General features: G+C 72.0%; 14 protein-coding genes and 1 pseudogene. 10 read left to right on the top strand and 5 right to left on the bottom strand.

The window, feature by feature from the left end; translation table 11 throughout:
- Positions 1–99 precede the first annotated feature (99 nt).
- From glgX to ACZ5CW_RS33565, 4 genes and pseudogenes are all read left to right on the top strand, one after another.
- Positions 100–2,343: a glycogen debranching protein GlgX gene (gene glgX, locus ACZ5CW_RS33580; RefSeq protein WP_468608142.1), complete on the top strand. Its 2,244-nt coding sequence runs from the start codon at positions 100–102 to the stop codon at positions 2,341–2,343.
- A gap of 109 nt (positions 2,344–2,452) precedes the next feature.
- On the top strand, positions 2,453–2,602 hold the full coding sequence (locus ACZ5CW_RS33575) for a hypothetical protein (RefSeq protein ID WP_468608140.1): 150 nt from the start codon (positions 2,453–2,455) through the stop codon (positions 2,600–2,602).
- 461 nt (positions 2,603–3,063) lie between these two features.
- A complete protein-coding gene (locus tag ACZ5CW_RS33570; protein WP_468608138.1) occupies positions 3,064–3,552 on the top strand; it encodes an RICIN domain-containing protein in 489 nt (162 codons plus the stop codon).
- 230 nt (positions 3,553–3,782) lie between these two features.
- Positions 3,783–4,363 (top strand): annotated as a pseudogene (locus ACZ5CW_RS33565) (ATP-binding cassette domain-containing protein); the annotation flags it as partial.
- An 82-nt stretch (positions 4,364–4,445) separates the two neighbouring features.
- Here ACZ5CW_RS33565 and ACZ5CW_RS33560 read toward each other — a convergent pair.
- Both ACZ5CW_RS33560 and ACZ5CW_RS33555 read right to left on the bottom strand, forming a co-directional pair.
- Positions 4,446–6,305, bottom strand: coding sequence for an ABC transporter ATP-binding protein (locus ACZ5CW_RS33560; protein WP_468608136.1), 1,860 nt, complete (start codon positions 6,303–6,305; stop codon positions 4,446–4,448).
- A complete protein-coding gene (locus ACZ5CW_RS33555; protein ID WP_468608134.1) occupies positions 6,302–8,116 on the bottom strand; it encodes an ABC transporter ATP-binding protein in 1,815 nt (604 codons plus the stop codon). The genes ACZ5CW_RS33560 and ACZ5CW_RS33555 overlap by 4 nt, the downstream gene beginning before the upstream one ends.
- Positions 8,117–8,338: 222 nt before the next feature.
- Between ACZ5CW_RS33555 and ACZ5CW_RS33550 the strand changes: the two genes are divergently transcribed.
- From ACZ5CW_RS33550 to ACZ5CW_RS33530, 5 genes are all read left to right on the top strand, one after another.
- Complete coding sequence (locus ACZ5CW_RS33550) at positions 8,339–10,063, top strand: ABC transporter transmembrane domain-containing protein (protein WP_468608132.1); 1,725 nt, start codon at positions 8,339–8,341, stop codon at positions 10,061–10,063.
- On the top strand, positions 10,060–11,829 hold the full coding sequence (locus tag ACZ5CW_RS33545) for an ABC transporter ATP-binding protein (protein WP_468608130.1): 1,770 nt from the start codon (positions 10,060–10,062) through the stop codon (positions 11,827–11,829). Before ACZ5CW_RS33550 ends, ACZ5CW_RS33545 begins: the two co-directional genes overlap by 4 nt.
- Positions 11,830–12,125: 296 nt before the next feature.
- On the top strand, positions 12,126–14,180 hold the full coding sequence (locus ACZ5CW_RS33540; RefSeq protein WP_468608128.1) for a M4 family metallopeptidase: 2,055 nt from the start codon (positions 12,126–12,128) through the stop codon (positions 14,178–14,180).
- A gap of 250 nt (positions 14,181–14,430) precedes the next feature.
- A complete protein-coding gene (locus ACZ5CW_RS33535; protein ID WP_468608126.1) occupies positions 14,431–16,089 on the top strand; it encodes a M4 family metallopeptidase in 1,659 nt (552 codons plus the stop codon).
- A 71-nt stretch (positions 16,090–16,160) separates the two neighbouring features.
- Positions 16,161–16,682 (top strand): DUF1990 domain-containing protein, encoded by a 522-nt coding sequence (locus ACZ5CW_RS33530; protein WP_468608124.1) that lies wholly within the window; start codon positions 16,161–16,163, stop codon positions 16,680–16,682.
- A gap of 51 nt (positions 16,683–16,733) precedes the next feature.
- Here the strand turns inward: ACZ5CW_RS33530 and ACZ5CW_RS33525 are convergent, their stop codons facing one another.
- From ACZ5CW_RS33525 to ACZ5CW_RS33515, 3 genes are all read right to left on the bottom strand, one after another.
- The gene (locus tag ACZ5CW_RS33525; RefSeq protein WP_468608122.1) at positions 16,734–19,352 is read right to left on the bottom strand and encodes a glycosyltransferase family 1 protein; all 2,619 of its coding nucleotides are present in this window, start codon (positions 19,350–19,352) and stop codon (positions 16,734–16,736) included.
- 98 nt (positions 19,353–19,450) lie between these two features.
- Positions 19,451–24,124 carry a wHTH domain-containing protein gene (locus tag ACZ5CW_RS33520; protein ID WP_468608120.1) on the bottom strand — a complete coding sequence of 1,558 codons (4,674 nt, stop codon included), beginning with the start codon at positions 24,122–24,124 and terminating at the stop codon, positions 19,451–19,453.
- A 52-nt stretch (positions 24,125–24,176) separates the two neighbouring features.
- Positions 24,177–24,548, bottom strand: a complete 372-nt coding sequence (locus ACZ5CW_RS33515) for a Pepco domain-containing protein (protein WP_468608118.1) — start codon at positions 24,546–24,548, stop codon at positions 24,177–24,179.
- A 277-nt stretch (positions 24,549–24,825) separates the two neighbouring features.
- Here ACZ5CW_RS33515 and ACZ5CW_RS33510 point away from each other — a divergent pair.
- Positions 24,826–25,610 (top strand): maltotransferase domain-containing protein (locus tag ACZ5CW_RS33510; protein WP_468608116.1); only part of this gene is annotated, 785 nt, incomplete at its 3' end.

Below are 25,610 nucleotides of genomic sequence, written 5' to 3'. Positions count from 1 at the left end.
AGCCGTGCCGGTGACCGGGGCTGCCGACAGGCGCGCCCGGCTCTCGGGCGCGGCCTGCTGCGCCGCCCCGGGGCGAGCCACTGAAAGAGGGGCCGACAGGTGACGAGCGCAGCCGAGCAGCGGGCACCGGCCGGGGAGCCGGCCGCCGGGAGCGGGCAACCGGCGGCGGTGAACGGCGCCCGGCGGGCCGTACCGCCCGGCCCGGCGGTGTGGCCGGGTGCGCCGACCCCGCTGGGCGCCCGGTTCCGGGTCGGCCCGGACGGGGTCGCGGGTACCAACTTCGCGCTGTGGGCGGCCGGGGCCGAGGCGGTCCGGGTGTGCCTGTTCGACGAGCGGGGCCGGGAGACACAGGTTCCGCTGACCGAACTGACGCACGAGATCTGGCACGGTTTCGTGCCCGGCGTGATGCCGGGGCAGCGGTACGGCTACCGGGTGGACGGCCGCTGGGACCCGTGGACCGGCGCCCGCTGGAACCCGGCCAAGCTGCTGCTCGACCCGTACGCCCGGGCGGTGGACGGCGAGTTCCGGCTTCCGCCGGAGGTGTACGGGCACGTCCGGGACTGGCCGGAGCAGCAGGTCGCGGACACCGTGCGGGACGAGCGGGACTCGGCGCCGTACGTACCCAAGGGTGTTGTCGTCCACGATGACGACGACTGGTCGGACGACCGGCGCCCCAAGACGCCGTGGGCGGACTCGGTGATCTACGAGCTGCATGTGCGCGGCTTCACCCGGCTGCACCCCGGCATCCCCGAGGAACTGCGCGGCACCTATGCGGGGCTCGCGCACCCGGCCGCGATCGAGCACCTGGTCAGGCTGGGGGTGACGGTCGTCGAGCTGCTGCCCGTGCACCAGTTCGCGCACGAGGACCACCTGCTGCGCCGGGGCCTGAGGAACTACTGGGGGTACAACTCCATCGGCTACTTCGCCCCGCACGCGGCCTACGCGGCCTCCGGCACGACGGGCCAGCAGGTCGGCGAGTTCAAGCGCATGGTGCGGGCGCTGCACGCGGCCGGCATCGAGGTCGTCCTCGACGTGGTCTACAACCACACCGCGGAGGCGGGCGAGCTGGGCCCGACCCTCTCGCTGAAGGGCATCGACAACCGCGGCTACTACCGGCTCCAGGGCGACGCCCGCCGCTACGCCGACTACACCGGCTGCGGCAACACCCTGCACGTCGTCCAGCCCCAGGTGCTGCGCCTGATCACCGACTCGCTGCGCTACTGGGTGACGGAGATGGGCGTCGACGGCTTCCGCTTCGACCTCGCGGCGGCACTGGCCCGCTCGATGCACGACGTCGACATGCTCTCCCCCTTCCTGGCGGTCATCGCCCAGGACCCCGTGCTGCGCCGGGTGAAGCTGATCGCCGAGCCGTGGGACATCGGCTCGGGCGGCTACCAGGTCGGCGCCTTCCCGCCGCTGTGGACGGAGTGGAACGACCGCTACCGCAACGCGGTCCGGGACTTCTGGCGGCACGCCCTGCCGGACGTGCGCGAGATGGGCTACCGCCTCTCCGGCTCCAGCGACCTGTACGCCTGGGGCGGCCGGCGCCCCTACGCCTCGGTCAACTTCATCACCGCGCACGACGGTTTCACCCTGCGCGACCTGGTGTCGTACGAGCGCAAGCACAACGAGGCCAACGGCGAGAACAACCGGGACGGCACCGACGACAACCGCTCCTGGAACTGCGGGACGGAGGGCGACAGCGACGACGAGCGCGTCCTCGCGCTGCGGCGCGGCCAGCTCCGGAACCTCCTCACCACCCTGCTGCTCTCCACGGGCGTGCCCATGCTGGTCGCCGGTGACGAACTGGGCCGCACCCAGCGCGGCAACAACAACGCCTACTGCCAGGACAACGAGATCAGCTGGCTGGACTGGTCCCTGCTCGAGGAGCCCGGCTGGCGGGCGCTGTTCGAGCTGACGTCCCGGCTGATCGCGCTGCGCCACCGGCACCCGGTGCTGCGCCGGCGGGCCTTCTTCTCCGGCCGCGCCCACTCGGCGGACGGGCTGCGCGACCTGGCCTGGTTCACCTCGCGGGGCGCGGAGATGACCGAGGGCGACTGGTACGCGCCCGCGGCCACGCTCGGCATGTACCTCTCGGGGCGGGACATCCCGGGCCGGGACGAGCGCGGGGCGCCGGTCGTGGACGACAGCTTCCTCGCGGTGCTGCACGCGGGCGAACGGCCGACGGGCTTCGTCCTGCCGGGGCCGCCGTGGGCGGAGGCGTACGAGGTGGTCGTCGACACCTCGCTGGAGGACCAGGCGGAGGCACCGGGCGCGGTCCACGCGGCGGGGACGGAGATCACGGTGCCGGAGCGGGCGGTGCTGCTGCTGCGGGTGGCCTGACTGCCCGTGAGCTGTCCGTGACGTGGATCACCGCTGCCGAGTGCAACGCCTTTGCGGTTCAGCCCCTTTCTCCTGGTGTAGGAAGCCGGCGAGAAGGGGGACCGTGGGCATGGAGCAGACTCGGGGGGCGTGCAACACGTCCGTGGCGGCCCGCTGCGCCCGGGCGCGCCCTGCGCCCAAGCTGGTGCGGATCCACCTGATCACCGGCCGGAGCGGGCCGTCCCTGCGAGTCCTGCCCGAACACCCCCGGATGGGCTGACGAGCAGCACCGACAGCCTTGTCCACCGGAAAAGAGGATGCCTGAAGGCGATTTCCCTCAAGGTGGACAGAGGCCGCGGTCAAGGCCGGGAAAACGGTCACCTTCTCCAGGCACCCGGCAGGATTTCCCCAAAACTCCGGGGCCCCTCCCGCCTTCGGTTCTTGAATCGGTTGCCCGCACACGCCGCCATGCTCAACGCTGCCCCTTCACCGAAGGATTCAAGTCCATGTCTGGCAGGTTCCGGCCGCCTGACGCGGAATCAAAAAAACAGTAAGATACGATCTCGATATCGGGCGTGACACCCGATGAGACGAAGTTTCGCCCGTGACGGAGGAGTGCGGCCGAGGTGCTCGGCACGCCGAAGCGCCGGGACCGGCAGGCCAAGGCAGATCGTGGGGCGACTCACCCCTGCCCTGATCACGGAAACGCACTCACGGACAATTCCTGGAAGGATTCCGGCCATGAACAAGTTTGCGCGCGCATCGATCACGACAGGCGCCCTCTCGGCCGCTCTGGTGACGGTTGTCGGGCTTGCGCCGACCGCATCGGCGGCAGGTCACAGCCTGAAGAACGGTTATGGCTACTGCCTGGGAAGCAAGAACGGAGCCGACCGCACCGTTGGCTACATGTGGTCCTGCAACGGTAACCGTGACCAGACCTGGACCCTCAATTATGTCGGCGAGGATGTCCTCGGGGGCTTCTACCAGATAATCAACGGCAACGGCCAGTGTCTGGGCACCTGGGGCGGCTCGACGTCGCAGGGCGCAAACATCGCGGTGTGGGACTGCAACGGAAACCCCGACCAGAAGTGGTACTGGAAGTCGAGCACCAACGAGATCATCAACCGGTATTCGAAGAAGTGCCTTGCCGGGTCCGGCAGCTTCGGCAAGGGAACCACTGCAATCCAGTGGGGCTGCAACGGCAACAAGGACCAGAAGTGGCACTGGTAGAAAACAACGGCTCGGAGTCGCTGCGATAAGTGCCGCAGGGCCGGTGAGCCGCTGAAGGGAACACCGAGAGGGCCCAGGGGATTCGATGTCCCCGGGGCCTTTTCCTTCCGTCCATGACGGAAGGCATGCCACCGGGGATCCATCGGCCGACTCGGTGCGTGAAGTCCGTGCCGGTCCGTACGCTCGCGGTGATGACCTGCGCGGTCTTCGAACGGCGCTACGCCAAGGGGCGCAAGGCGCGGCTGCTGGCCGTCATCTGGAGCCTCATCGTGACGCTGCCCGAACTGGCCATCGGGGCGGCGCTGGTCCTGGGCGCCGTCCGAGTGGCCGACGGCGGGCTGTCGGCCGGGGCCCTGGTCGCCTGAGCACGGCCCTCGCGCTGCGCTGGCCGGTGGACTCGATCGGGTTCCTGCCGGCCATGAGCCAGGAGGCGGCCACCGCGACGGAACGGTACTTCGAGGTGATGGACGAGGCGCCGGAGACGGACACGGACGGTGCCGCCGCCGGGGCGGCCGACGGCCTTCCACCGACGGTCGCCCGCGCCGGACTCCGCTTCGAAGGCGTCCGGTTACGCTACCCCGACGCGCCCCCGGACGCCCCGCCCGTGCTGGCCCTCATCGACCTGCACATCCGTCCCGGCGACTCCATGGCGCTGGTAGGCGCCACCGGCAGCGGGAAGACGACGCTCACCGCGCTCGTCCCCCGCCTGCACGAGGTCACCGCCGGCCAGATCACCCTGGACGGCGTCGACAGCACGGCCGTGCCGGGCGAGGAGCTGCGCGCCGAGGTCGCCGTCGCGTTCGAGGAACCCTACGCGGGATAAGCCCTGTTCGAACTGGCCGTGCCGTGACCCCGCGGGGCGGGACGGTCAGGGGGATCCCGGTTGCCCGGGGCTAGGCCAGGCTGTCCCGCCATGCCCTGTGCAGGTCCGCGAAGCGGCCCGTGCCGGCGATGAGTTCGTCCGGGTGCCCGTCCTCGACGACCCGGCCGTGCTCCATCACCAGCACCCGGTCCGCGATCTCCACGGTCGACAGCCGGTGCGCGATCACCACCGCCGTACGGCCCCGCAGCACCGTCGACATCGCCCGCTGCACCGCACGCTCGCCCGGGATGTCCAGGGAACTGGTCGCCTCGTCCAGGATCAGCACCGCCGGGTCGGCGAGCAACGCGCGGGCGAAGGCGACCAGCTGGCGCTGCCCCGCCGAGATGCGGCCGCCGCGCTTGCGGACGTCGGTGTCGTAGCCGTCGGGCAGCGCGCTGATGAACTCGTGCGCGCCGATCGCCTTGGCGGCCCGCTCGATCTCCTCCCGGGTCGCCTCGGGCCGGCCGATGGCGATGTTGTCCGCGACCGTGCCGGAGAACAGGAACGCCTCCTGCGTCACCATCACCACACCGCGCCGGAGTTCGGGCACGGGCAGTTCGCGCAGGTCCACCCCGTCCAGCAGCACGCGCCCCTCGGAGGGGTCGTAGAACCGGGCGAGCAGCTTGGCCAGGGTCGACTTGCCCGCTCCGGTGGTGCCGACGACGGCGACGGTCTGCCCGGCGGGCAGGGTCAGGTCGAAGCGGGGCAGCACCTCGCCGCCCGTGCGGTAGGCGAAGCGGACGCCTTCGAAGACCACCTCACGGCCCGGGAACTGGCTCTTCGGCGGAGGCAGTTCACGCGGTGCCGCCGGCTCGGGCACGGACGGCGTCTGCGCCAGCAGCCCGGCGATCTTCTCCAGGGAGGCGGCGGCCGACTGGTAGGAGTTCAGGAACATGCCGAGCCGGTCGATCGGGTCGTACAGCCGGCGCAGGTACAGCACCGCCGCCGCCAGCACGCCCAGCTCCAGCGAGCCGGACGCCACCCGGTGGGCGCCCCACAGCACGATCCCCGCCACCGCCGTGTTGGCGACCAGCCGGGATCCGACCACATAGCGGGCCATCTCCAGCAGCGCGTTCCCGTTCGTCCGCTCGTGCCGCTGGTTGAGGACGGCGAACTCGGCCTCGTTCGCCGGTTCCCGGCGGAAGGCGCGCACCGGACGGATGCCGTTCATCGTCTCCACGAACTTCACGATCACTGCGGCGATCGCCGTGGACCGCGCCCGGTACACCCGCCCCGCGCGCCGCTGGTAGACCCGGACCAGCAGATACAGCGGTACGAAGGAGGCCACCGCGACCGCGCCGAGCCCCAGGTCGAGCCAGAGCAGCAGCGCCGAGATGTAGACGAAGGACAGCACGACGGTCACCAGCTCCTGGAGCCCGTCGTTCAGGAGTTCCCGCAGCGACTCGACGTCCGTGGTGGACCGGGAGATCAGCCGGCCGGAGGTGTACCGCTCGTGGAAGTCGACGCTCAGCGCCTGCGCGTGCCGGAAGATCCGGCCGCGCAGGTCCAGCAGCACGTCCTGGCTGACCCGGGCGGAGGCCTCGATGAACGCGAACTGCAGCACGCCGGAGGCGAGGGCGCACAGCAGATAGCCGACGCCGACCGCGATCAGCGGGCCGTGCCGGTCGTCCCGGAACGCCGGTACGGCCCTGTCGATGGCGTACGCCACCAGCAGCGGGCCCGCCTGCACGGCCGCCTGCTGCAGCAGGAGCAGGACCGTGGTGAGTACGGCGCGGGCCCGCATGGGCGCGAGCAGCGAGCGCAACAGGGCCCCGGTGGCGCCGGGCGGCGTGGGCAGGACGTCCTGGTCGAAGGGATCGCCCGGGTCCTGTGGGCCGGCGTGTTCGTCGTCCTCGGCGGCGACGGGGGCGGAGGTGGTCGTGGTGGTCAACGGGAGTCCTCCTGATCCCCGGACATCAGCTGGGCGTACTCGGCGTTGCCGCGCAGCAGTTCGTGGTGGGTGCCGACGGCGGCGATCCGGCCGCCGGAGAGCAGGGCGACCCGGTCGGCGAGCAGCACCGTGGACGGGCGGTGGGCCACGATCAGGGCGGTGGTGCCGGCGAGGACCTGCCGCAGCGCCGCCTCGACGGCGGCCTCCGTGTGCACGTCCAGGGCGGACAGCGGGTCGTCCAGCACCAGGAACTGCGGCCGGCCGACCACCGCCCGGGCCAGGGCGAGGCGCTGGCGCTGGCCCCCGGAGAGGCTGAGGCCCTGCTCGCCGACGCGGGTGCCGGTGCCCTGCGGGAGCGCGTGCGCGAAGTCGGCCTGCGCCACGGCGAGGGCCCGGTCGAGGTCCCCTTCACCGGCGCCGTCCGGGGCTCCCATGAGCACGTTCTCGCCGACGCTCGTGGAGAAGAGCGTGGGTTCCTCGAAGGCCACGGCGACCTGCGCGCGCAGTTCCTCGCGGGGCATCGCCGTGATGTCGACGCCGTTGAGGGTGATGCGGCCGGAGGTGACCTCGTGCAGGCGCGGGACGAGCGCGGTGAGCGTCGTCTTGCCACTGCCGGTGGCCCCGACGAGGGCCATGGACTCGCCGGGGCGGATGTGCAGGTCGATGTGGGTGAGGAGGGGTGGCGAGTCGGGTGCGGCGTCCGGGTAGCGGAACCGGACGTTCTCGAAGCGGAGTCCGGCGTCGGTGCCGGGCGGCGCGTCGCTCGCCGTGCCCGCGGGTGCCCGGCCGGCGGCGCGGCTGTCCGCGACCGAACCGTCCTCCGGCTCCTCGTCCATGACCTCGAAGTACCGCTCGGTCGCCGTCGCCGCCTCCTGGCTCATCGCCAGCAGGAAACCGATCGAGTCCACCGGCCACCGCAGTGCGAGTGCCGTGCTCAGGAAGGCGACCAGCGTGCCCGCCGACAGGTCACCGTCGGCCACCTGCACCGCCCCCAGCACCAGCGCCGCCCCGATCGCCACCTCGGGCAGCGTCACGATGACACCCCAGATGGTGGCCAGCAGCCTCGCCTTGCGCAGCTCCGTGCCGCGCAGGGTGCCGGCCAGTTCGCGGAAGGCCCGCGCCTGGCTGCGGTGGCGGCCGAAGCCCTTGATGATGCGGATGCCGAGCACGCTCTCCTCGACGACCGTCGTCAGATCACCGACCTGGTCCTGCGCGCGCCGCGCCACCTGCGCGTACCGCCGTTCGAAGACCACGCAGGTCCACATCACGGGGATGGCGGGCACCAGGATGACCAGGCCCAGGACCCAGTCCTGCAGCAGCATGATCACCACGCCGACGAGGAGGGTGACCCCGTTGACGAGCAGGAACGTCAACGGGAAGGCGAGGAACATGCGCAGCAGCATCAGGTCGGTCGTGCCCCGGGAGAGCAACTGGCCGGATGCCCAGCGGTCGTGGAAGGCCACGGGCAGCCGCTGCAGACGGCCGTAGAGGTCCGCCCGCATCTCCGCCTCGACGTGCGACAGCGGCCGGGCCACCAGCCAGCGCCTTATGCCGAACAGGACCGCCTCTGCGATGCCGAGCAGGAACAGGTACAGCGCGCCGAGCCAGACGCCCGCGGGGTCCCGGTCGGCGACCGGGCCGTCGACCATCCACTTCAGGACGAGCGGGATCACCAGCCCGGTACAGGACGCGACGACCGCGACGACCGCCGCGGTGAGCAGCCGGGCGCGGATGGGGCGGACGTACGGCCACAGGCGCAGCAGGGTGCGTACGGCGGAGCGTTCCTCGGTGGTTGCACGTGTCGTGGGCATCACCGCGAGCCTACGGACCGGCACGGACGACGCCCACCGAGTTTCGGCCCGGCACCGGTCCGTCGTTGGTCCTACGACCGGGTGTTCGAGGGCCCGGACGAAGCGGTCGTGGCGGCGGCGTCCGGCCTCTTTATTCCATGGAGCACCCGTCCCCACCCTGGATAGGTTCGTTGTCTCCTGTCAGGACGCGCTCCCGGCTGGGCCGAACGGATCGGGGGATGGATGATCGACGCCTACGAGGACCCGGGCACGCCCGACACCCGTGGCGGCTGGCGCTATCTGTGGTGGCTGGTGCTGCGTCAGCCGGGCCGGTCGGCGGCCGGGGCGCTGCTGGGCAGTACGTGGATGGTGCTGCTGGCTGCGCAGCCGTACATGCTGGCGCGGGCCGTGGACGACGGTCTGGTGCCGGGACGGACGGGGGTGCTGGCCGGGTGGACCGCGGTGATGTTCGTGGTCGGGTCGGTGAACGCCTGGCTGAGCATCCTGCGGCACCGGATGATGACCCGGGTCCGGATGGACGCCAACTTCCGCACGGTGAAGGTGGTGGTGGGGCACGTGGTGCGCCTCGGGGCGGCGCTGCCGCGCCGGGCCGGGGCCGGCGAGGTCGTGACGATCGGGGTCGGCGACGTGCAGACCATCGCGCAGGCGCTGACCGTGGTCGGGCCGGGCGTCGGCTCGGTCGTGGTGTACGCGGTGGTGGCCGGGCTGCTGCTGACCGTGTCGGCGCCGCTCGCCGCGGTGGTGCTGCTGGGGGTGCCGGTGATCGCGCTGCTCACCGGGCCGCTGACGCTGCGTCTGCAGGGCGCGGAGAGCGAGTACCGGGAGCGGCAGGGGATCCTCGCCGCGCGCATCGGCGATCTCGCGGGCGGGCTGCGCGTCCTCAACGGCCTCGGCGGCAAGGGTCTGTTCGCGGACGCCTTCCGGCAGGACTCGCAGCGGCTGCGGGCGCAGGGCTACCGGGTGGGCGCGGTGGCCAGCTGGGTGCAGGCGCTCGGCGTGGGCCTGCCGACCCTGTTCCTGGCGGTGGTGACCTGGCTCGCGGCGCGCCTCGCGGCCCAGGGGGAGATCAGCGTCGGTGAGCTGGTGTCGGTGTACGGCTATGTGGCGGTGCTGATCGGGCCGGTGGCGTTCCTGGTGCTGATGGCCTACGACCTGAACCGGGGTGTGGTGGCCGCGCGCCGGGTCGTCCGGCTGCTGCGGCTGGAGCCGGAACCGGACACCGGCACGCTGCCGCCGCCCGACGGCCCGGCCGAGCTGCGTGATCCCGCGTCCGGGGTGCGGGTGGTGCCGGGCCGGCTGACCGCCCTCGCCGCCGCCCGGCCCGCGGATGCCGTCGCCGTGGTCGACCGGCTCGGCCGGTACGGGCCGACCGACGTCACCTGGGGCGGGGTGCGGCTCGACGCGGTGCCGCTGGACGCCGTACGCGGCCGTGTCCTGGTCGCGGACCACGAGGCGGACCTGTTCGCGGGGCCGCTGCGGGAGGTCGTGGCCGCCGGGCGCCCGGCCGACGACGCGGCGCTCGGCCGGGCGTTGTACGCGGCCGCCGCCGAGGACGTCGTACGCGGACTGCCGGACGGGCCGGACTCGCCGGTGGCCGGGCAGGGCCGCAGCCTGTCCGGCGGGCAGCGGCAGCGGCTGCGGCTGGTGCGGGCGCTGCTGGCCGATCCCGAGGTGCTGCTCGCCGTGGAGCCGACCTCCGCGCTGGACGCGCACACGGAGGCGACGGTCGCGGGGCGGCTCCGCCAGGCGCGGGAGGGGCGTACGACGGTGGTGACCTCCACGTCCCCCCTGGTGCTGGACCGCGCGGACACGGTCGTGTTCCTGGTCGAGGGCAAGGTGGCGGCGAGCGGCCCGCACCGGTGGCTGCTGGCCCGTGAGCCGGGCTACCGGGCACTGGTGGCGCGAGACGCCGAGGACACCGAGGACACCGAGGGGGCTGTGCGGTGACGACGGGTGAAGGGCTGCTGCCGGTCGCCGACCGGGCTCAGGTGCGGCGGGCGGCGCTGCGGCTGGTGCGGGCCGACGGGCGGGCGTTCGCCGCCGCGCTGCTGCTGAACGCGCTGGCGGCTGGGGCGGGTCTGGTCGGGCCGTGGCTGGTCGGCCGGATCATCGACGAGGTACGGGCCGGGCACGGGGCCGGCACGGTGGACCGGCTGGCCCTGTGGATCCTGCTGTGCTCGCTCGCGCAGTTGCTGCTGGCCCGCTGGGCACGGTACGTGGGCCACCGGTTCGGGGAGCGGACGCTGGCCCGGGTGCGCGAGGAGTACGTCGAACGGGTGCTGACGCTGCCCGCGTCCGTGGTGGAGCGGGCGGGCACCGGCGATCTGACGGCGCGCGGCACGGCGGACGTGGCGACCGTCGGCACCACGCTGCGGGACGTCGGCCCCGATCTGCTGGTCAACACCGTGCAGGCGCTGTTCGTGCTGGGCGCGGTGTTCGCGCTGGACCCGCTGCTCGGGGCGTTCGGGCTGCTCGGGCTGACCCCGATCTGGCTGGCGCTGCGCTGGTACATGCGGCGGGCCAGGGACGGCTATCTCGCCGAGGGCGCGGCGACCTCCCAGGTCGCGGAGATCGTCGCGTCGACGGCGGCCGGGACCCGGAGCGTCGAGGCGTTCCGGCTCCGGGAACGCCGGATCGCGGCGAGCCGGGACGCGCTGGAGACGTCCCGCCGGACCCGCTTGCACACCCTGTTCCTGCGGACGGTGTTCTTCCCGGCGGTCGAGGTGACGTACACGGTGCCCGTGGTGGGGGTGCTGCTGCTCGGCGGATGGCTGCACGCGCGGGGCACGCTCGGGGTCGGCGCGGTGGTGGCCGCGGCGCTGTACCTGCGGCAGTTCACCGAACCGCTGGACCAGATCCTGATGCGGGTGGAGCAACTGCAGAGCAGCGGCGCGTCGTTCGCGCGCGTGGAGGGACTGGCGCGGGCGCCGCGCGGGGAGGCCGGGGACGGGGCCCCGGTGCCGGCGGACGACCGGATCGACGTACGCGGGGTCCGGTACTCCTACGAGCGTGGCGGCGAGGTGCTGCGCGGGGTGGACCTGACGGTGCGTCCCGGGGAGCGGCTCGCGGTGGTGGGCCCCTCCGGCGCCGGCAAGACGACCCTCAGCAGGCTGCTCGCGGGCATCGACCGGCCGGGGGCCGGCACGGTGACGGTGGGCGGGGTGCCCGTCGCCGATCTGGAGCCGGAGCTGCTGCGCCGCCAGGTGGTGCTGGTCACCCAGGAGCACCATGTCTTCCTCGGCACGGTCCGCGACAACCTGCTGATCGCCGAACCGGCCGCCACGGACGCCGACCTGTGGGCGGCGCTCACGGCGGTGGGCGCCGACGACTGGGTCCGTGCGCTGCCTGAGGGCCTTGGGACCCGCCTCGGGGCCGGCCGGGAGACGGACGGCTCCCAGGCCCAGCAGCTGGCCCTGGCCCGCGTGGTACTGGCGGACCCGCACACCCTGATCCTGGACGAGGCGACGGCCCTGCTGGACCCCACCACGGCCCGTCACACCGAACGCGCCCTGGCCGCGGTGCTGCGGGGCCGCACGGTCATCGCCATCGCCCACCGCCTCCACACCGCCCACGACGCGGACCGGGTGGCGGTCATGGAGGACGGCCGCCTCACCGAACTGGGCACGCACGAGGAGCTGGTGGCGGCCGACGGCGCGTACGCGGCGCTGTGGCGCACGTGGCACGGGGACGCCGCGGCGGACCGGCACCGTTGAAGCCGGGACCGTCCGCCGGAGCCCCTGGGAGCCAACCGTCCGCATACCGAACATGAACATCCGGTCAACGGGGCATTTCCGGCCAAGTTTGTGACGCGGTCCTGACAGGTGTGGTGATCCCCTGTCACTCTTCCTTGGCCGACTCACAGCAACCCCACAGCTTCTGCACGCTGCGCGTGAGCCGGCTCCGCACCTGCACGTGGTTCCGCGCAACGCCCTGATCTGCCCGGACGTCCCAACCCACCGTCCGGTCTCCCCTGGCCGCGCAATCCGCGGTCACGCAGAAGGAGTCAGTGTTGAGTAGCAATTCCTCTCGCGGACGCACCTCCCACACATCGCACCGCACCTCCTCGCACCGACGCACCGCCACGGTCGCCCTCGCCGGCGTCGCCGCCCTGGTCGCCGCCGCCGTCCAGGCGGGCGCGGCCACCGCCGCACCGGCGCAGCCACAGGCCGGCAAGGCCAACCCGGCCCACGTGGCCCTCAAGCTCACCCCTTCGCAGCGCGCCGAGCTGATACGCCACGCCGACGCCACGAAGGCGGCCACCGCCAGATCGATCGGCCTCGGCGGCAAGGAGGCGCTGGTCGTCAAGGACGTCGTGAAGGACGCCGACGGCACGCTGCACACCCGCTACGAGCGGACGTACGGGGGACTTCCGGTGCTGGGCGGCGACCTGGTCGTGGGCACGACCAAGTCGGGCAAGACCATGGACGTCGTCCGGGCCACCAACGCCACGCTGAAGGTCGCCTCGCTCACCCCGGCCGTCTCCAGGGCCGCGGCCGAGAAGCAGGCCGTGCAGCGCGCCAAGGCCCTCGGCGGCACCAAGACGGCCGCGGACTCCGTGCGCAGGGTCGTCTGGGCGGCGAGCGGCAAGCCCGTGCTGGCGTACGAGACGGTGATCGGCGGTCTGCAGGACGACGGCACCCCGAACCAGCTGCACGTCATCACCGACGCGGCCACCGGCGAGAAGCTCCACGAGTTCCAGGGCATCAAGAACGGCATCGGCAACACCCAGTACAGCGGGCAGGTCACGCTGACCACGACCCAGTCGGGCTCGACGTACACGCTCAACGACGGGGCGCGCGGCAACCACAAGACGTACAACCTGAACCACGGCTCCTCGGGCACCGGCACCCTGTACTCGCAGTCCTCCGACACCTGGGGCAACGGCACCAACTCCAACGCCGCCACCGCCGGTGCGGACGCCCACTACGGCGCCGCGGTCACCTGGGACTTCTACAAGAGCGCCTTCGGCCGCAGCGGCATCAAGAACAACGGTGTCGGCGCCTACTCGCGCGTCCACTACGGCAACTCGTACGTGAACGCGTTCTGGGACGACAGCTGCTTCTGCATGACCTACGGCGACGGTTCCGGCAACGCCAAGCCGCTGACCGCGATCGACGTCGCGGGACACGAGATGAGCCACGGCGTCACCTCGAACACCGCGAACCTGAACTACAGCGGTGAGTCCGGCGGCCTGAACGAGGCGACCAGCGACATCATGGGCACCGGCGTGGAGTTCTACGCCAACAACTCCACCGACGTCGGTGACTACCTCATCGGCGAGAAGATCGACATCAACGGCAACGGCACCCCGCTGCGCTACATGGACAAGCCCAGCAAGGACGGCGCGTCCAAGGACAACTGGTACTCGGGCATCGGCGGGGTCGACGTGCACTACTCGTCGGGTCCCGCGAACCACTTCTTCTACCTCCTGAGCGAGGGCAGCGGCGCCAAGGTCATCAACGGCGTCAGCTACAACTCGCCGACCGCGGACAACCTTCCGGTCACCGGCATCGGCCGGGACAAGGCGCTGCAGATCTGGTACCGGGCGCTGACCACCAAGTGGACGTCCACCACCAACTACGCGGGCGCCCGCACCGGCACCCTCGCCGCGGCCGGCGAGCTGTACGGCACCACCAGCGCCGAGTACAAGGCGGTGCAGGACGCCTGGGCGGCCGTGGCGGTCGGTTCGCGCTCCGGCGGCGGCGGGGGCGGCGGCACGTCGTACGAGAGCACCTCGCCGGTGTCCGTCCCGGACAACGGTCCGGCCGTCACCTCGAACATCACCGTCTCCGGCCGGAGCGGAAACGCGCCGAGCAACCTCCAGGTGAGCGTGGACATCACGCACACCTGGCGAGGTGACCTGGTGATCGATCTCGTCGGCCCGTCGGGGACGTCGTACCGCCTGAAGAACTTCAGCTCCTCCGACTCGGCGGACGACGTGAACGAGACCTACACGGTCAACGCCTCCGCCGAACCGGCCAACGGAACCTGGAAATTGAAGGTGCAGGATCAGGCCACGTACGACACCGGGACGATCAACAGCTGGAAGCTGACCTTCCCGTAAACCGCACGTCAAAGGCCCGGGAACACAAGGCCGTCCGAGGGGCCAGCCCCCTCGGACGGCTCGTGTTTACATGCCCGCAATGTTTACCAGGTCGTCGATTTCCAGCCAACATCACTTCAGGGTCCTGACATGTACGCGCCCCTGATGTCACTCTCTCAGCACCCGCCGCAAGCAGCACAGCAACTTCACAACGCCACACTCCGGTCAGTAACCCCACGCTGTCCGGACTCCCCCACGAGAAGGAGCTTGCGTGAGCCCCCTCTACGCGCGTCACAAGCGCACCACTCTGGCCATCGCCACCGCTGTCGCGGCCGGAGCCCTCCTCACCACTGGTCTGACCACCAGTGCCAGCGCCCAGACCCCGGCCGGGTCCGCCGCCGCCAAGCCCTTGGCCGCCGCCCCGACCACGCTGTCCGCCGCGGCCCGCACCACCCTGATCCAGCAGGCCCAGGCCGGCGCGACCGAGACCGCGCAGCAGATAGGCCTCGGCGCCAAGGAGAAGCTGGTCGTCAAGGACGTCGTCAAGGACGTCGACGGCACCGTCCACACCCGCTACGAGCGCACCTACGCGGGCCTCCCGGTGCTCGGCGGCGACCTGATCGTCCACACCGCCAAGTCGGGCAAGACCGAGGGCGTCACCAAGGCGGCCAAGGCGGCCGTCAAGGTGGCCTCGCTCAAGCCGCAGATCACCGCCGCCAAGGCCGAGAAGCAGGCGGTGTCCGCCGCCAAGACCCTCGGCTCCGCCAAGACCACCGCGGACGGCGCCCGCAAGGTGATCTGGGCCGGCTCCGGCAAGCCCGTCCTCGCCTTCGAGACGATCGTCGGCGGCTTCCAGGACGACGGCACCCCGAACCAGCTGCACGTCATCACCGACGCCGCCACCGGCAAGAAGCTCTACGAGTACCAGGGCATCGAGACCGGCACGGGCAAGAGCCTGTACTCCGGCACGGTCACCCTGAACACCTACAAGTCGGGCACGACGTACCAGCTGTACGACACCACGCGCGGCGGCCACAAGACGTACAACAAGGCCCACGGCACCAGCTCCACGGCCGGCACCCTGTTCACCGACGCGGACGACACCTGGGGCACCGGTGCCGCCTCCAGCTCCACCGCGGACCAGACCGCGGCCGTCGACGCCGCCTACGGCGCGCAGGTGACCTGGGACTTCTACAAGTCCACGTTCGGCCGCAGCGGCATCAAGAACGACGGCAAGGCCGCCTACTCCCGCGTGCACTACGGCAACGCCTACGTCAACGCGTTCTGGGACGACAGCTGCTTCTGCATGACGTACGGCGACGGCGAGGGCAACGTGAACCCCCTCACCTCGCTGGACGTGGCCGGCCACGAGATGAGCCACGGCGTCACCTCCAACACCGCCGGCCTGAACTACTCGGGCGAGTCCGGCGGCCTGAACGAGGCCACCTCGGACATCTTCGGCACGGGTGTGGAGTTCTTCGCGGGCAACTCCAACGACGTCGGTGACTACCTCATCGGCGAGGAGATCGACATCAACGGCGACGGCACCCCGCTGCGCTACATGGACAAGCCCAGCAAGGACGGCGGCTCGGCGGACAACTGGTCCTCCACCGTCGGCAACAAGGACGTGCACTACTCGTCCGGTGTCGCCAACCACTTCTTCTACCTGCTGTCCGAGGGCAGCGGCGCGAAGACGATCAACGGCGTGTCCTACAACTCGCCGACGTACAACGGCTCCACGGTCACCGGCATCGGCCGCGCCAAGGCGCTGCAGATCTGGTACAAGGCGCTGACGACCTACATGACGTCGACGACCAACTACAAGGCCGCCCGCACGGCGACCCTGAACGCGGCGTCCGCGCTGTACGGCTCCACCAGCACCGAGTACAAGGCGGTGGCGGCGGCCTGGTCGGCGGTCAACGTCAGCTAGTCCTCACCGGCTCGAGCTTGGGCGGTACCCGGGAGTCAGCCCTCCCGGGTACCGCCCTACGCTTGTGACCCATGTCCTCGGCGCCCTTCACCTACGAACCGGTCGGCGCGACCCGCGACGACCTCACCTTCTGCCCTCCCGGCTTCCGCCCGATGCTGGTGCGCACCCGCCTCGGCGAGGGCCAGGAGGTCTTCCGGCGGGCCGCCGAGGCGGTCCTGACCTGGGAGATGCACCGCGCGCTGGGCGTGGGCATCGACGCCGGCGCCGAGCGCGCGGCCCCCGGCGTCGATGTCACGGTCACCCTGGCCGCCCTCGTCAAGGCCCCCTGCCGCATCATCTGGACGGTGGAGGAAACCCGCCGGGCCGGCTGGGCCTACGGCACCCTGGAAGGCCACCCCGAGTGCGGCGAGGAGGCCTTCGTCGTCGACCGCACCGGCGACGGCACGGTATGGCTCACGGTCGCGGCCTTCAGCAAGCCGGCCAAGTGGTACGCCCGCGCGGGCGGCCCGGCCACCCGCGGCCTCCAACACGCCTACGCCCGCCGCTGCGGAACGGTCCTGAGAAAACTGTGCGAGCACCTCTCGGAGGCGTGACCCGGCACCGGTTCGCGGCAGCCGCCGTGAGAGGGCCTCACCCGCCGCGCCTCACCGCAGCAGCACCCCCGCCCCGTCCACCACGTCCTCCGACGGCACCGCCAGCAGGCCCAGTTCCGCGCTCGAGGCGAGGAGGCGGTGGGTGGGGAGGATGCGGACCGTGTAGCCGTAGGGGCCGGTGCGGTCCAGGGACAGGGGGCCTTCGTAGAGCAGGCGGCCCTCCAGGTCGGGGGCGGCGGTCGGCTTCAGCGGGACGATCGTGGCGTCCGTGATGCGGTCCTCCGCGTCCACCCGGCCGGACACCACCTGCACCTCCACATCGTCCGGGGTCAGCTCGCCGAGCCCCACCCGGACCCGCAGCGACACGGTCGTGCCCAGTTCCGCGGTGGCCGTCGTCGCGGTGGTCTCCACATGGTCGACGCTCACCCCGTGCCAGGCGCCCCGCACCCGGGCCTTCCAATGGGCCAGGTCCCGCGCGGTGTCCGGGGTCAGCGCGCGGTGGGCCTGGGCGGCGGGGCCGTAGAGCCGCTCGACGTACTCCCGGACCATCCGCCCGGCCAGCACCTTCGGCCCGAGCAGGGTGAGGGTCTGCCGGACCATCTGGATCCACCGGTCGGGCAGTGCGCCCCGCCCGCGCTCGTAGAAGCGCGGGGTCACCCGCTGCTCCAGCAGGTCGTACAGGGCCGCCGCCTCGATGTCGTCCCGGCGGTCGGGGTCGGTGCCCGCGCCGTCCGCGGTCGGGACGGCCCAGCCGAAGTCGGGCCGGAACCACTCGTCCCACCAGCCGTCGAGCACCGAGAGGTTGAGGCATCCGTTGAGGGCCGCCTTCATCCCGGAGGTGCCGCACGCCTCCAGCGGGCGCAGGGGGTTGTTCAGCCAGACGTCGCAGCCCGGGTAGAGCTTCTGCGCCATCCCCATGCCGTAGTCCGGCAGGAAGACGATCCGGTGCCGCACCCGCGGGTCGTCCGCGAACCGCACCAGTTCCTGGACGAGACGCTTGCCGCCGTCGTCCGCCGGATGCGCCTTCCCCGCGACGACGATCTGCAGCGGCCGCTCCGGATGCAGCAGCAGCTCCATCAACCGGTCCCGGTCCCGCAGCATCAGCGTCAGCCGCTTGTACGACGGCACGCGCCGGGCGAACCCGATCGTCAGGACGTCCGGGTCGAGAACCCCGTCGATCCACCCCAACTCGGCGTCCCCCGCGCCCCGTTGCCGCCAGGAGGCGCGCAGCCGCCGCCGCACCTCCAGCACCAGCTGCTCGCGCAGGGTGCGGCGCAGCTCCCAGATCTCCTGGTCCGGGATGTCCGCGACCGAGTCCCAGCGGTCGGAGCCGCCGGCGCTCAGCGCGTCCTCGGCCCGCTGGACGCCGACCTGCCGGGCACCGAGCCGCAGCACCTCCGGCGCCACCCAGGTCGGCGCGTGCACCCCGTTGGTCACGGAGGTGATCGGCACCTCCTCGGCGTCGAATCCCGGCCACAGCCCGGCGAACATCTCCCGGCTGACCCGTCCGTGCAGCAGCGACACCCCGTTGGCCCGCTGGGCCAGCCTGAGCCCCATCACGGCCATGTTGAACAGGTTCGGCTCGCCGCCCGGGTACGTCTCCATGCCCAGCGCCAGGATCCGGTGCACGTCGATGCCCGGAAGTTCGGCGTCCGCCCCGAAGTGCCGGGCGACCAGCTCCCGGTCGAAGCGGTCGATCCCGGCCGGGACCGGGGTGTGCGTGGTGAACACCGTCCCGCCGCGCACGGCCTCCAGTGCCGAGTCGAAGTTTGTGCCGTCCACGCACAGTTCGGCGATCCGCTCGAGCCCGAGGAAGCCCGCGTGGCCCTCGTTGGTGTGGAACACCTCCGGCTCCGGGTGCCCGGTGAGCCGGCAGTACGTCCGCACCGCCCGGACACCTCCTATACCGAGCAGCATCTCCTGCAGCAGCCGGTGTTCGCTGCCGCCGCCGTAGAGCCGGTCGGTGACCCCGCGTTCGCCGAGGTCGTTCTCCTCCACGTCCGAGTCGAGCATCAGCAGCGGCACCCGGCCCACCTGCGCCAGCCAGATCCGGGCGTGCAGCGCCTTGCCACCGGGCAGGGCGAGGGAGACCTGCGCCGGGGAGCCGTCGGAGTCCTTCAGCTGGGTGACCGGCAGCTCGTTGGGGTCGAGCACCGGATAGTGCTCCTGCTGCCAGCCGTCGCGGGACAGGCTCTGCCGGAAGTACCCGTGCCGGTACAGCAGTCCCACCCCGATCAGCGGCACGCCCAGATCGCTGGCCGCCTTCAGATGGTCGCCGGCGAGGATGCCCAGGCCGCCGGAGTACTGGGGCAGCGCGGCCGTGATGCCGAACTCCGGGGAGAAGTAGGCGACGGCGGCGGGCAGGCCGTCGGCCTGGGTCTGGTACCAGCGGTCACCGGTCAGATAGTCGTCCAGGTCGTCGGCGACCGCGGTCAGCCGGCGCCGGAACCGGCGGTCGGCGGCCAGCTCGGCGAGCCGCGCCGGACGCACGGTGCCCAGCAGCCGCACCGGGTCTCCCGCGGCGGCGGCCCAGGCCTCGGGGTCGACGGACTGGAACAGGTCGCGTGTTTCCGCATGCCAGGACCAGCGCAGATTCCGCGCGAGGTCGCTCAGCGGCCGGAGGGGGGCGGGGAGAACGGGACGGACGGTGAACCGACGGATCGCCTTCACATGCCACCTCGACGCGTTGCGGGGTGAGACGCACGGCGCTGTACGTCTCGTCGTCACCCTCGACGGTAGTGGTTACCCGGGCGTCGGTGGGGACCTCCTCAGGGTGTGGCGGGATCCGTGAATTCCACGTCGTCGGGAAGAGTGTGTCCGAACTCGCCGAGGCGGTGTGCCACCTCGGAGGCGGTACGGCCCAGACGGTGGGCGGTACGGAGGATGTGGGTGAGGGGAACGGTTTCGGCCGCCCGGAGCCAGGTGTCGCCCGCCCGCGCGTAGCTGGTGCGGAGCAGGGCCGGCTCGTCGCCGCGCTGCCAGTCCCCGGCGGGCGGTTCCGCGGCGGTGCGGTAGCCGTAACGGACCAGGATCCCCACGACCTCGTCGTGAGTGACCCTGCGCTCGTGCGCGGCCCGCACGACGTGGTGCCAGGGGACCGGGCGCTCCGCGTCCAGCCAGGGTTCCTCGCCGTCCTGGTCCCGGCTCATCAGGAGCAGGTCGTCATAGCACCGGGGACGGAGCGGGTGCTCGTCCAGGCTGTGCAGGGCATAGCCGAGTTCGGCCAGCCGTCGCGCCACCTCCGGATCCGGCAGATCCTGCTCCTCGGCCAGTTCCACGATCGTGGCGGGCCGTACGCGGTTCTTCTCGTACCAGCTGCCCGGGTACTGGTACATGGTGGCGTTCGCGAGACGCGTGAGCGGGGGGATGTCCACGTCGGCGGGCAGCTGAGGCGGTGGCATCTCGAGCGCGACCAGTCTCCGCACCAGTTCTTCGATGCCGACGTAGTGGCGCTGGGAGACGGTCAGCAGGTGGTGCAGCGGTACGGCGCGGTCGGCGGGGCGCCAGGGCGGCCGACCATCGCCGTCCGTGCTGACGAGCGCGAGGTCGACGGGGTCGGCCAGCGGGGGCACGGGGCGCGGAGGAAGCCGGTGTCCGGCCTCGGCGAGCGTGGCGGTGATCCGGTCCGGCTGTCCGGGGAACGCACCGGCGGCGACGACGAGATGAGCCGGCGGCACCGCGCGGTCCCGGGGAAGCTCGGCCCGGTTCGGATCGAGGTGCTCGCGCAGCACGAGGGTGGGCAGGTGCCTGGGTTCCGGTGGCCAGTCGATGGCCAGGGGAGCGCTCAGTTCTCCGTCGTCCGGCACCCGGAATCCCAGCGAGGCGAGCAGGGCCGCGGTGGCGTGCGGATCGCGCCCGCCCCGGCTCAGCCGTGCGACGGGCACCTCTTCCCCATGTTCGAGCCAGGGGCCCAGGCCGTCGCCGTCCCGGCTGACCAGCTGCATCAACTGGTCCGGTGAGGACCCGGCTTCGTCGGCGAGGAGATCGGCCGTCCGCTGCAGAACGGTCTCGTCGGGCGGCACCAGACGGAAGTCCCGGAAGCGGTCGGCCACGTCCGCCAGGGTCTGCCCGGTCCTTTCCGCACTGCTGAGGAGCACGCCCAGCGGCAACGGCCGGTCACCTCTCGGTACCGCTTCCAGCAGCATCTCGTCCGTGGGGCGCGCGACAGGCATCGAGGAACGGGGGAGCACTCCGGTCGCCGGAGTGCCGGCGGCCCAGACTCTCGCCCGCCATTCGCTGAGCACGCTGACGCCCTGGTTGATCACCGCGAAGGTGCCGGTCGACCTGACCCGGTCGACCAGTTCCTGGTCGGCGGGACAGCATCCCACGACCGCGGCATCCGCGGAGAGCGTCTCACCGCTGCGGGTGCGGACGGGGAATCGGTGTCCGAGGGCCACGGCGCAGTCGGCGATCCGGTCGGCGAGCCGCCCCTGTTTTCCGGGCCGCCGTTCCGTGGCGAGGGGAGGGCGTGTCAGGCTCCGGCCGTCCGCCGGCCATGCGCCGGTCACCAGGGCGCGCAGCCACTCCAGCGACAGCACCTGCCCGCCCTCGTCGAACAGTACGGGGATCTTGTCGGTGAGCAGCCCTGCCACGTGCTCTTCGTGATCGTCCATCATGACCGACCGGTCCAGGCTCAGCCGGGGAGCGTGGTCGCCGGTCAGGTTGACCACGGCGCCGAAGCGGGCCTCCCCGGCCCACAGCCCGTCGGCCAGGACCGCCCCTCGGCCGGGGCACCACCAGACGCCGTCCCCGGCGTCCTGGGCCGGGACGGGCTCACCGTCCCGGGACGGCCATGCTCCGCCCGGGTCGTCCGCGGAGTCGGGGCCGACATATGCCGAGAGCGTGCCCGGCTCCCAGGCCAGCGGCTCCTTGCCCTCCTCCTCCACCCGCACCGAGAAGTCCGACACCCACAGGTTGCGCCGCAGCACCTCACCGCAGGAGATCTTCTCGTCGGGGTTGCGCAGATACAGCCGGACCTTGGTGCCCGAGTTCAGCACCGACGGCTTGGACTGGATGCGGAACAACGCGCCGGGGCCGTCGATGTGGACGATCAGCCGCTCCTCGGTCCGCATGTGCTTGTCCAGCCTGCTGGTCGTCACCTGGATCTCGTCGGCGAGCATGAAATAGCTGAGCACGCCGACACCGAACCGGCTGTTGGGTTGGAAGGGGATCCCCTCCTTGTCCCACTCGGCCCACTCGGCCAGGAATTCGCGTTCCTCCACGAACCGGCTGCCCGCGAAGGCGAACAGCCTGCGTAGTTCACGGCGGCCCATGCCGATGCCGTTGTCGCGGCACTCGATGAAGGGGCGGCCGTTCTCCGCTCCCTGGGTGAAGACGATCCGGCCCCGCCAGTCGTCGTACTCGTCGGGGTTGTGGCGGTTCCACAGCTCGGTGCGGGCCCGCCGGTAGCGGCAGGCGTCCAGGGCGTTCTGGTACAGCTCGCGCAGGGCGAGGGTACGGTCCCGGTAGAGCTGCTCCCCCATGAGCAGGTCCCGGACGCGGTCGCCGTCGAGCCGGAAGCGTACGTCGGCCGCCTCGTAGCGGGGTTTGCCCTCGTCGTCGGTGGCGGGCATGACCCGGCCCGCGCCGAAGCCGGCCGGAGTGCCCCAGGCGGCGGCGCGTTCGCCCCCGGGACGCCCCAGCACGGCGTGCACCGTGCGGTCGAGGGACTCGGTGTGCTGGCGCAGGGCGAGTTCGACGGCCTGGTGCGGGCACTCGGCGGACAGCACCCGGCGTGGTTCGGCGGGCTGCCAGGTGAGCCCGCGCAGCGCTTCCCGGAAGGCCGTGCCGTCGACGGGATCGCTGATGCCGAGGTGCTCGGCGACCAGGGAGGGCAGCAGCACCGGGTCGACGGCCATGTGGTGGGCGACCGTGAGCAGGGTGCCGATCCTGTTCCAGTCGACGGTGTGTTCGGCGGCCTGGGTGGCGGCGACGGTGTCCGGCTCCCATGTCGGCCCGTGCTCCAGGTCCAGGCCGATGAGTTCGGTCAGCCGCCGCAGCCAGGCGGGGCTGAGTACCTGACGGACGAGCTGCGGTGCGAACTCCTCTTCCTCGGGCCGCTGTTCCAGGCCGGCGAGGCCGGAACGCCGTACGGCCTGTCGTGCCCCGGGCAGCCGCAGCAGCCACTGGCGGGCCAGCCACCAGGCGACGGCGCGGGCCTCGGCGTCCCGGCCTCGCTGCCGGGCGCGTCGCTCGCGGTCCCGCAGTGCCTGGTGCGTGGCGCAGTACCGTTCGAAGGCCGCGCGGGTGGCGAAATCGCAGCTTTCGTCGGCGGGCGGCCCGTCCTCCAGGGTCCACGGGCGGACGGGCCGGGCCAGGTGGGCGAGCCGGGTGCCGTAGGCGGTGTAGAGGAAGGGGCCGAGGACGAGCAGGGCCGCCTCGGTGAGGCTGAGATCGGGTGCGGGGCCCGCGGCGTTGCGCAGCATCATCTCCACGCAGCGCTCCATGCGGCTCTCGCTCTCCGCGGGCCGCCAGATGTCCCCGTGCGCGGCCAGCCACGCGTTCGCGTCGTCGGTGTCGTGCCCCCACAGCCCCACGAGCCGGACGACCGCGTCCCGCACCTGGTCCACGGCCGTGTCCTTCTCGGCCTCGGTGAGTTTCTCGGGCCGCACCCGGCGCCATGCCTCGTGTTCGGCGGCCATCTGCTGCCAGGGGTGCTCCCCGGCCCGGCGCCCGGCTGCGGCTCCGTGGTGGGGGAACAGCAGCAGGCCGTCCGTGCCGGTGGCGTAGGTGATCTGGACGCACTGGTCGGAGGGGCCCCGGTCCTCCCGGGCGATCTTACGGACCCTGGAGTCGAGGAGCGGTTCCAGCGCGTGCAGCGTGCCGGGCGCCGATACGTCACCCGTGAGTTCGGTGAGGGCCTTGGTGAAGTACGAGAAGCCGCTGGTCTCGTCCTTGCCGGGGAGCGCGCCCTCGGCGGACGGCTCGTTCTCGTAGCCGAAGCCCGCCCTGCCGTAGCGGGCACAGGCGTACACATGCGCGTACCGGGGCCGCCAGGGATCGACGTGGCCGCCGTAGCCGGTGTCGCCCTTGCCCCAGTCCCGCGGATCGCCCGCGGATTTCGTCAGCGCCTCGATGGGGTCCCGGCAGGCGTCGACGGCCACGACGAGCTGCGCGGCGTCCGACTCCATGAGGAACGCACCGAACTCGATCCGCAGGCAGTGGCTCCGGAAGCGCAGGGAGTCGCGCCGGGCCGGCCCGGTGACGAGGAAGTCCGATCCGTCGGCGTGCAGGCCGTGCCCGGACAGCAGCAGCAGGAGATGGTCACCGGGCGCGGCCTCGCGGACGAACCGCTCGATCTCCTCCTCGATCGCCTGCACGTGCAGGTCCCCGGCCTCCAGGACGTTCGCCTCCTGGTATCCGGATCCCTCCAACGCCTCGGCCAGCGCGCGTAGTTCCGTGGTGATGAACGGCATCGACCGGAAGAAGCGATACTGGTCCACGCCCACCAGCAGCGCACGGAACCGCTGTGCGCTCCCGCCCGGTCCGCCCCCGTTAGCGCTCACCGCCGGCCGGCCGCAGCGTCAGCTGGATGGCCCCACTGCGCTGTGCTTGCCCCCCGACGCCTACGACGACGACCTGACCGGAAGCCGTGAGCTGGCAGGACACCTGCACCTCGGAGATGGCCCAGCCGTCGGGGCCGGCCGTCTGGAGCCCGTCGAAGGCGTCCCGGAGTCCGCTGAGCGTGCGGGCCAACTGGGCGTTCAGGTCGGCCGGTTTGAAGGTTCGCCGACTCACCCGGCCCTCGCCGTCGCCACGGCGCGATCCGAACGACTTGTCCCGCACGTCTCCCGGGCCGTCGTCCGCCACGAGGAACTCCAGCTCCTCGGCGGCCTCCCCTAAGGCTGCCCCTCCATACGGCTCCATGCCCTGGCCCCCTCGTCGCGCTCGTTCCGGCACTTGGGCGTCGATCATAAGGCCGTTGCCCCGGCGTGAAGACGCGGTCGGCGGGAACTCCGGAAAAGAGGCCGGTCTTGTGTGTGGACGTACGCGTGAGTAGTTAACAAAGTGCCGGATTGCCCACCCGAAAAGGGTGGGAAGGCTCCTCCGGTACACACCCCACAGGCGTAGCCCAGCACCTCCGCAGGACCCACCTCCCCACAGCCATCCGCCCACACCCTCGTTGACGCGGACAGGAGCGGTCATGCCCGCCACGCACCACTCGTCAGCACCCCCGACAAGCAGCAAGGCCAAGGCAGCGGCACAGAAGACAACGGGCTCGAAACCGGTGCAGCCCGCCGCCGGCGTTCCCGGCCCGCCCCCCGCCGCGGAGCGGTCCTCCCCGGACACCTCCGTCACGCTCGGCCGCATCCCCGTCCTCGACGTACGCCCCGTGGTCCAGCACGGGCGCAGGCCCGCCAAAGCGGTGACCGGTGAGTCGTTCGAGGTGTCCGCCACCGTGTTCCGGGAGGGGCACGACGCCGTCGCGGCGAACGTGGTGCTGCGGGATCCGGCGGGCCGGCCCGGCCCCTGGACGCCGATGCGGGAACTCGCCCCGGGCACCGACCGCTGGGGCGCCACCGTCACCGCGGGCGAACCCGGCCGCTGGACCTACACGGTGCAGGCCTGGTCCGACCCGCTCACCACCTGGCGGCACCACGCCCGGATCAAGATCCCGGCGGGCATCGACACGGACCTGGTCCTCACGGAGGGCGCCCTGCTCTACGAGCGTGCGGCCGCCGGAGTCCCGGAGGGGCGACGGCCGGTCGTGCGGGACGCGGTGGCGGCCCTGCGCGACAAGAACCGGCCGGCCGCCTGGCGCCTCGCGGCGGCGCTGGCCCCGGAGGTGGAGGCGGTCCTCGCCCGGTATCCGCTGCGGGAGCTGGTCACCGAGTCCGATCCGATGCCGCTGCTGGTCGAGCGGGAACGCGCCCTGTACGGCTCCTGGTACGAGTTCTTCCCGCGCTCGGAGGGCACCGCCGAGCAGCC

This window comes from Streptomyces sp. NPDC031379 (assembly GCF_055569615.1).
The sequence above is the reverse complement of the archived record's forward strand: the minus strand, read 5'-3'. Positions and strand labels throughout refer to the sequence as shown.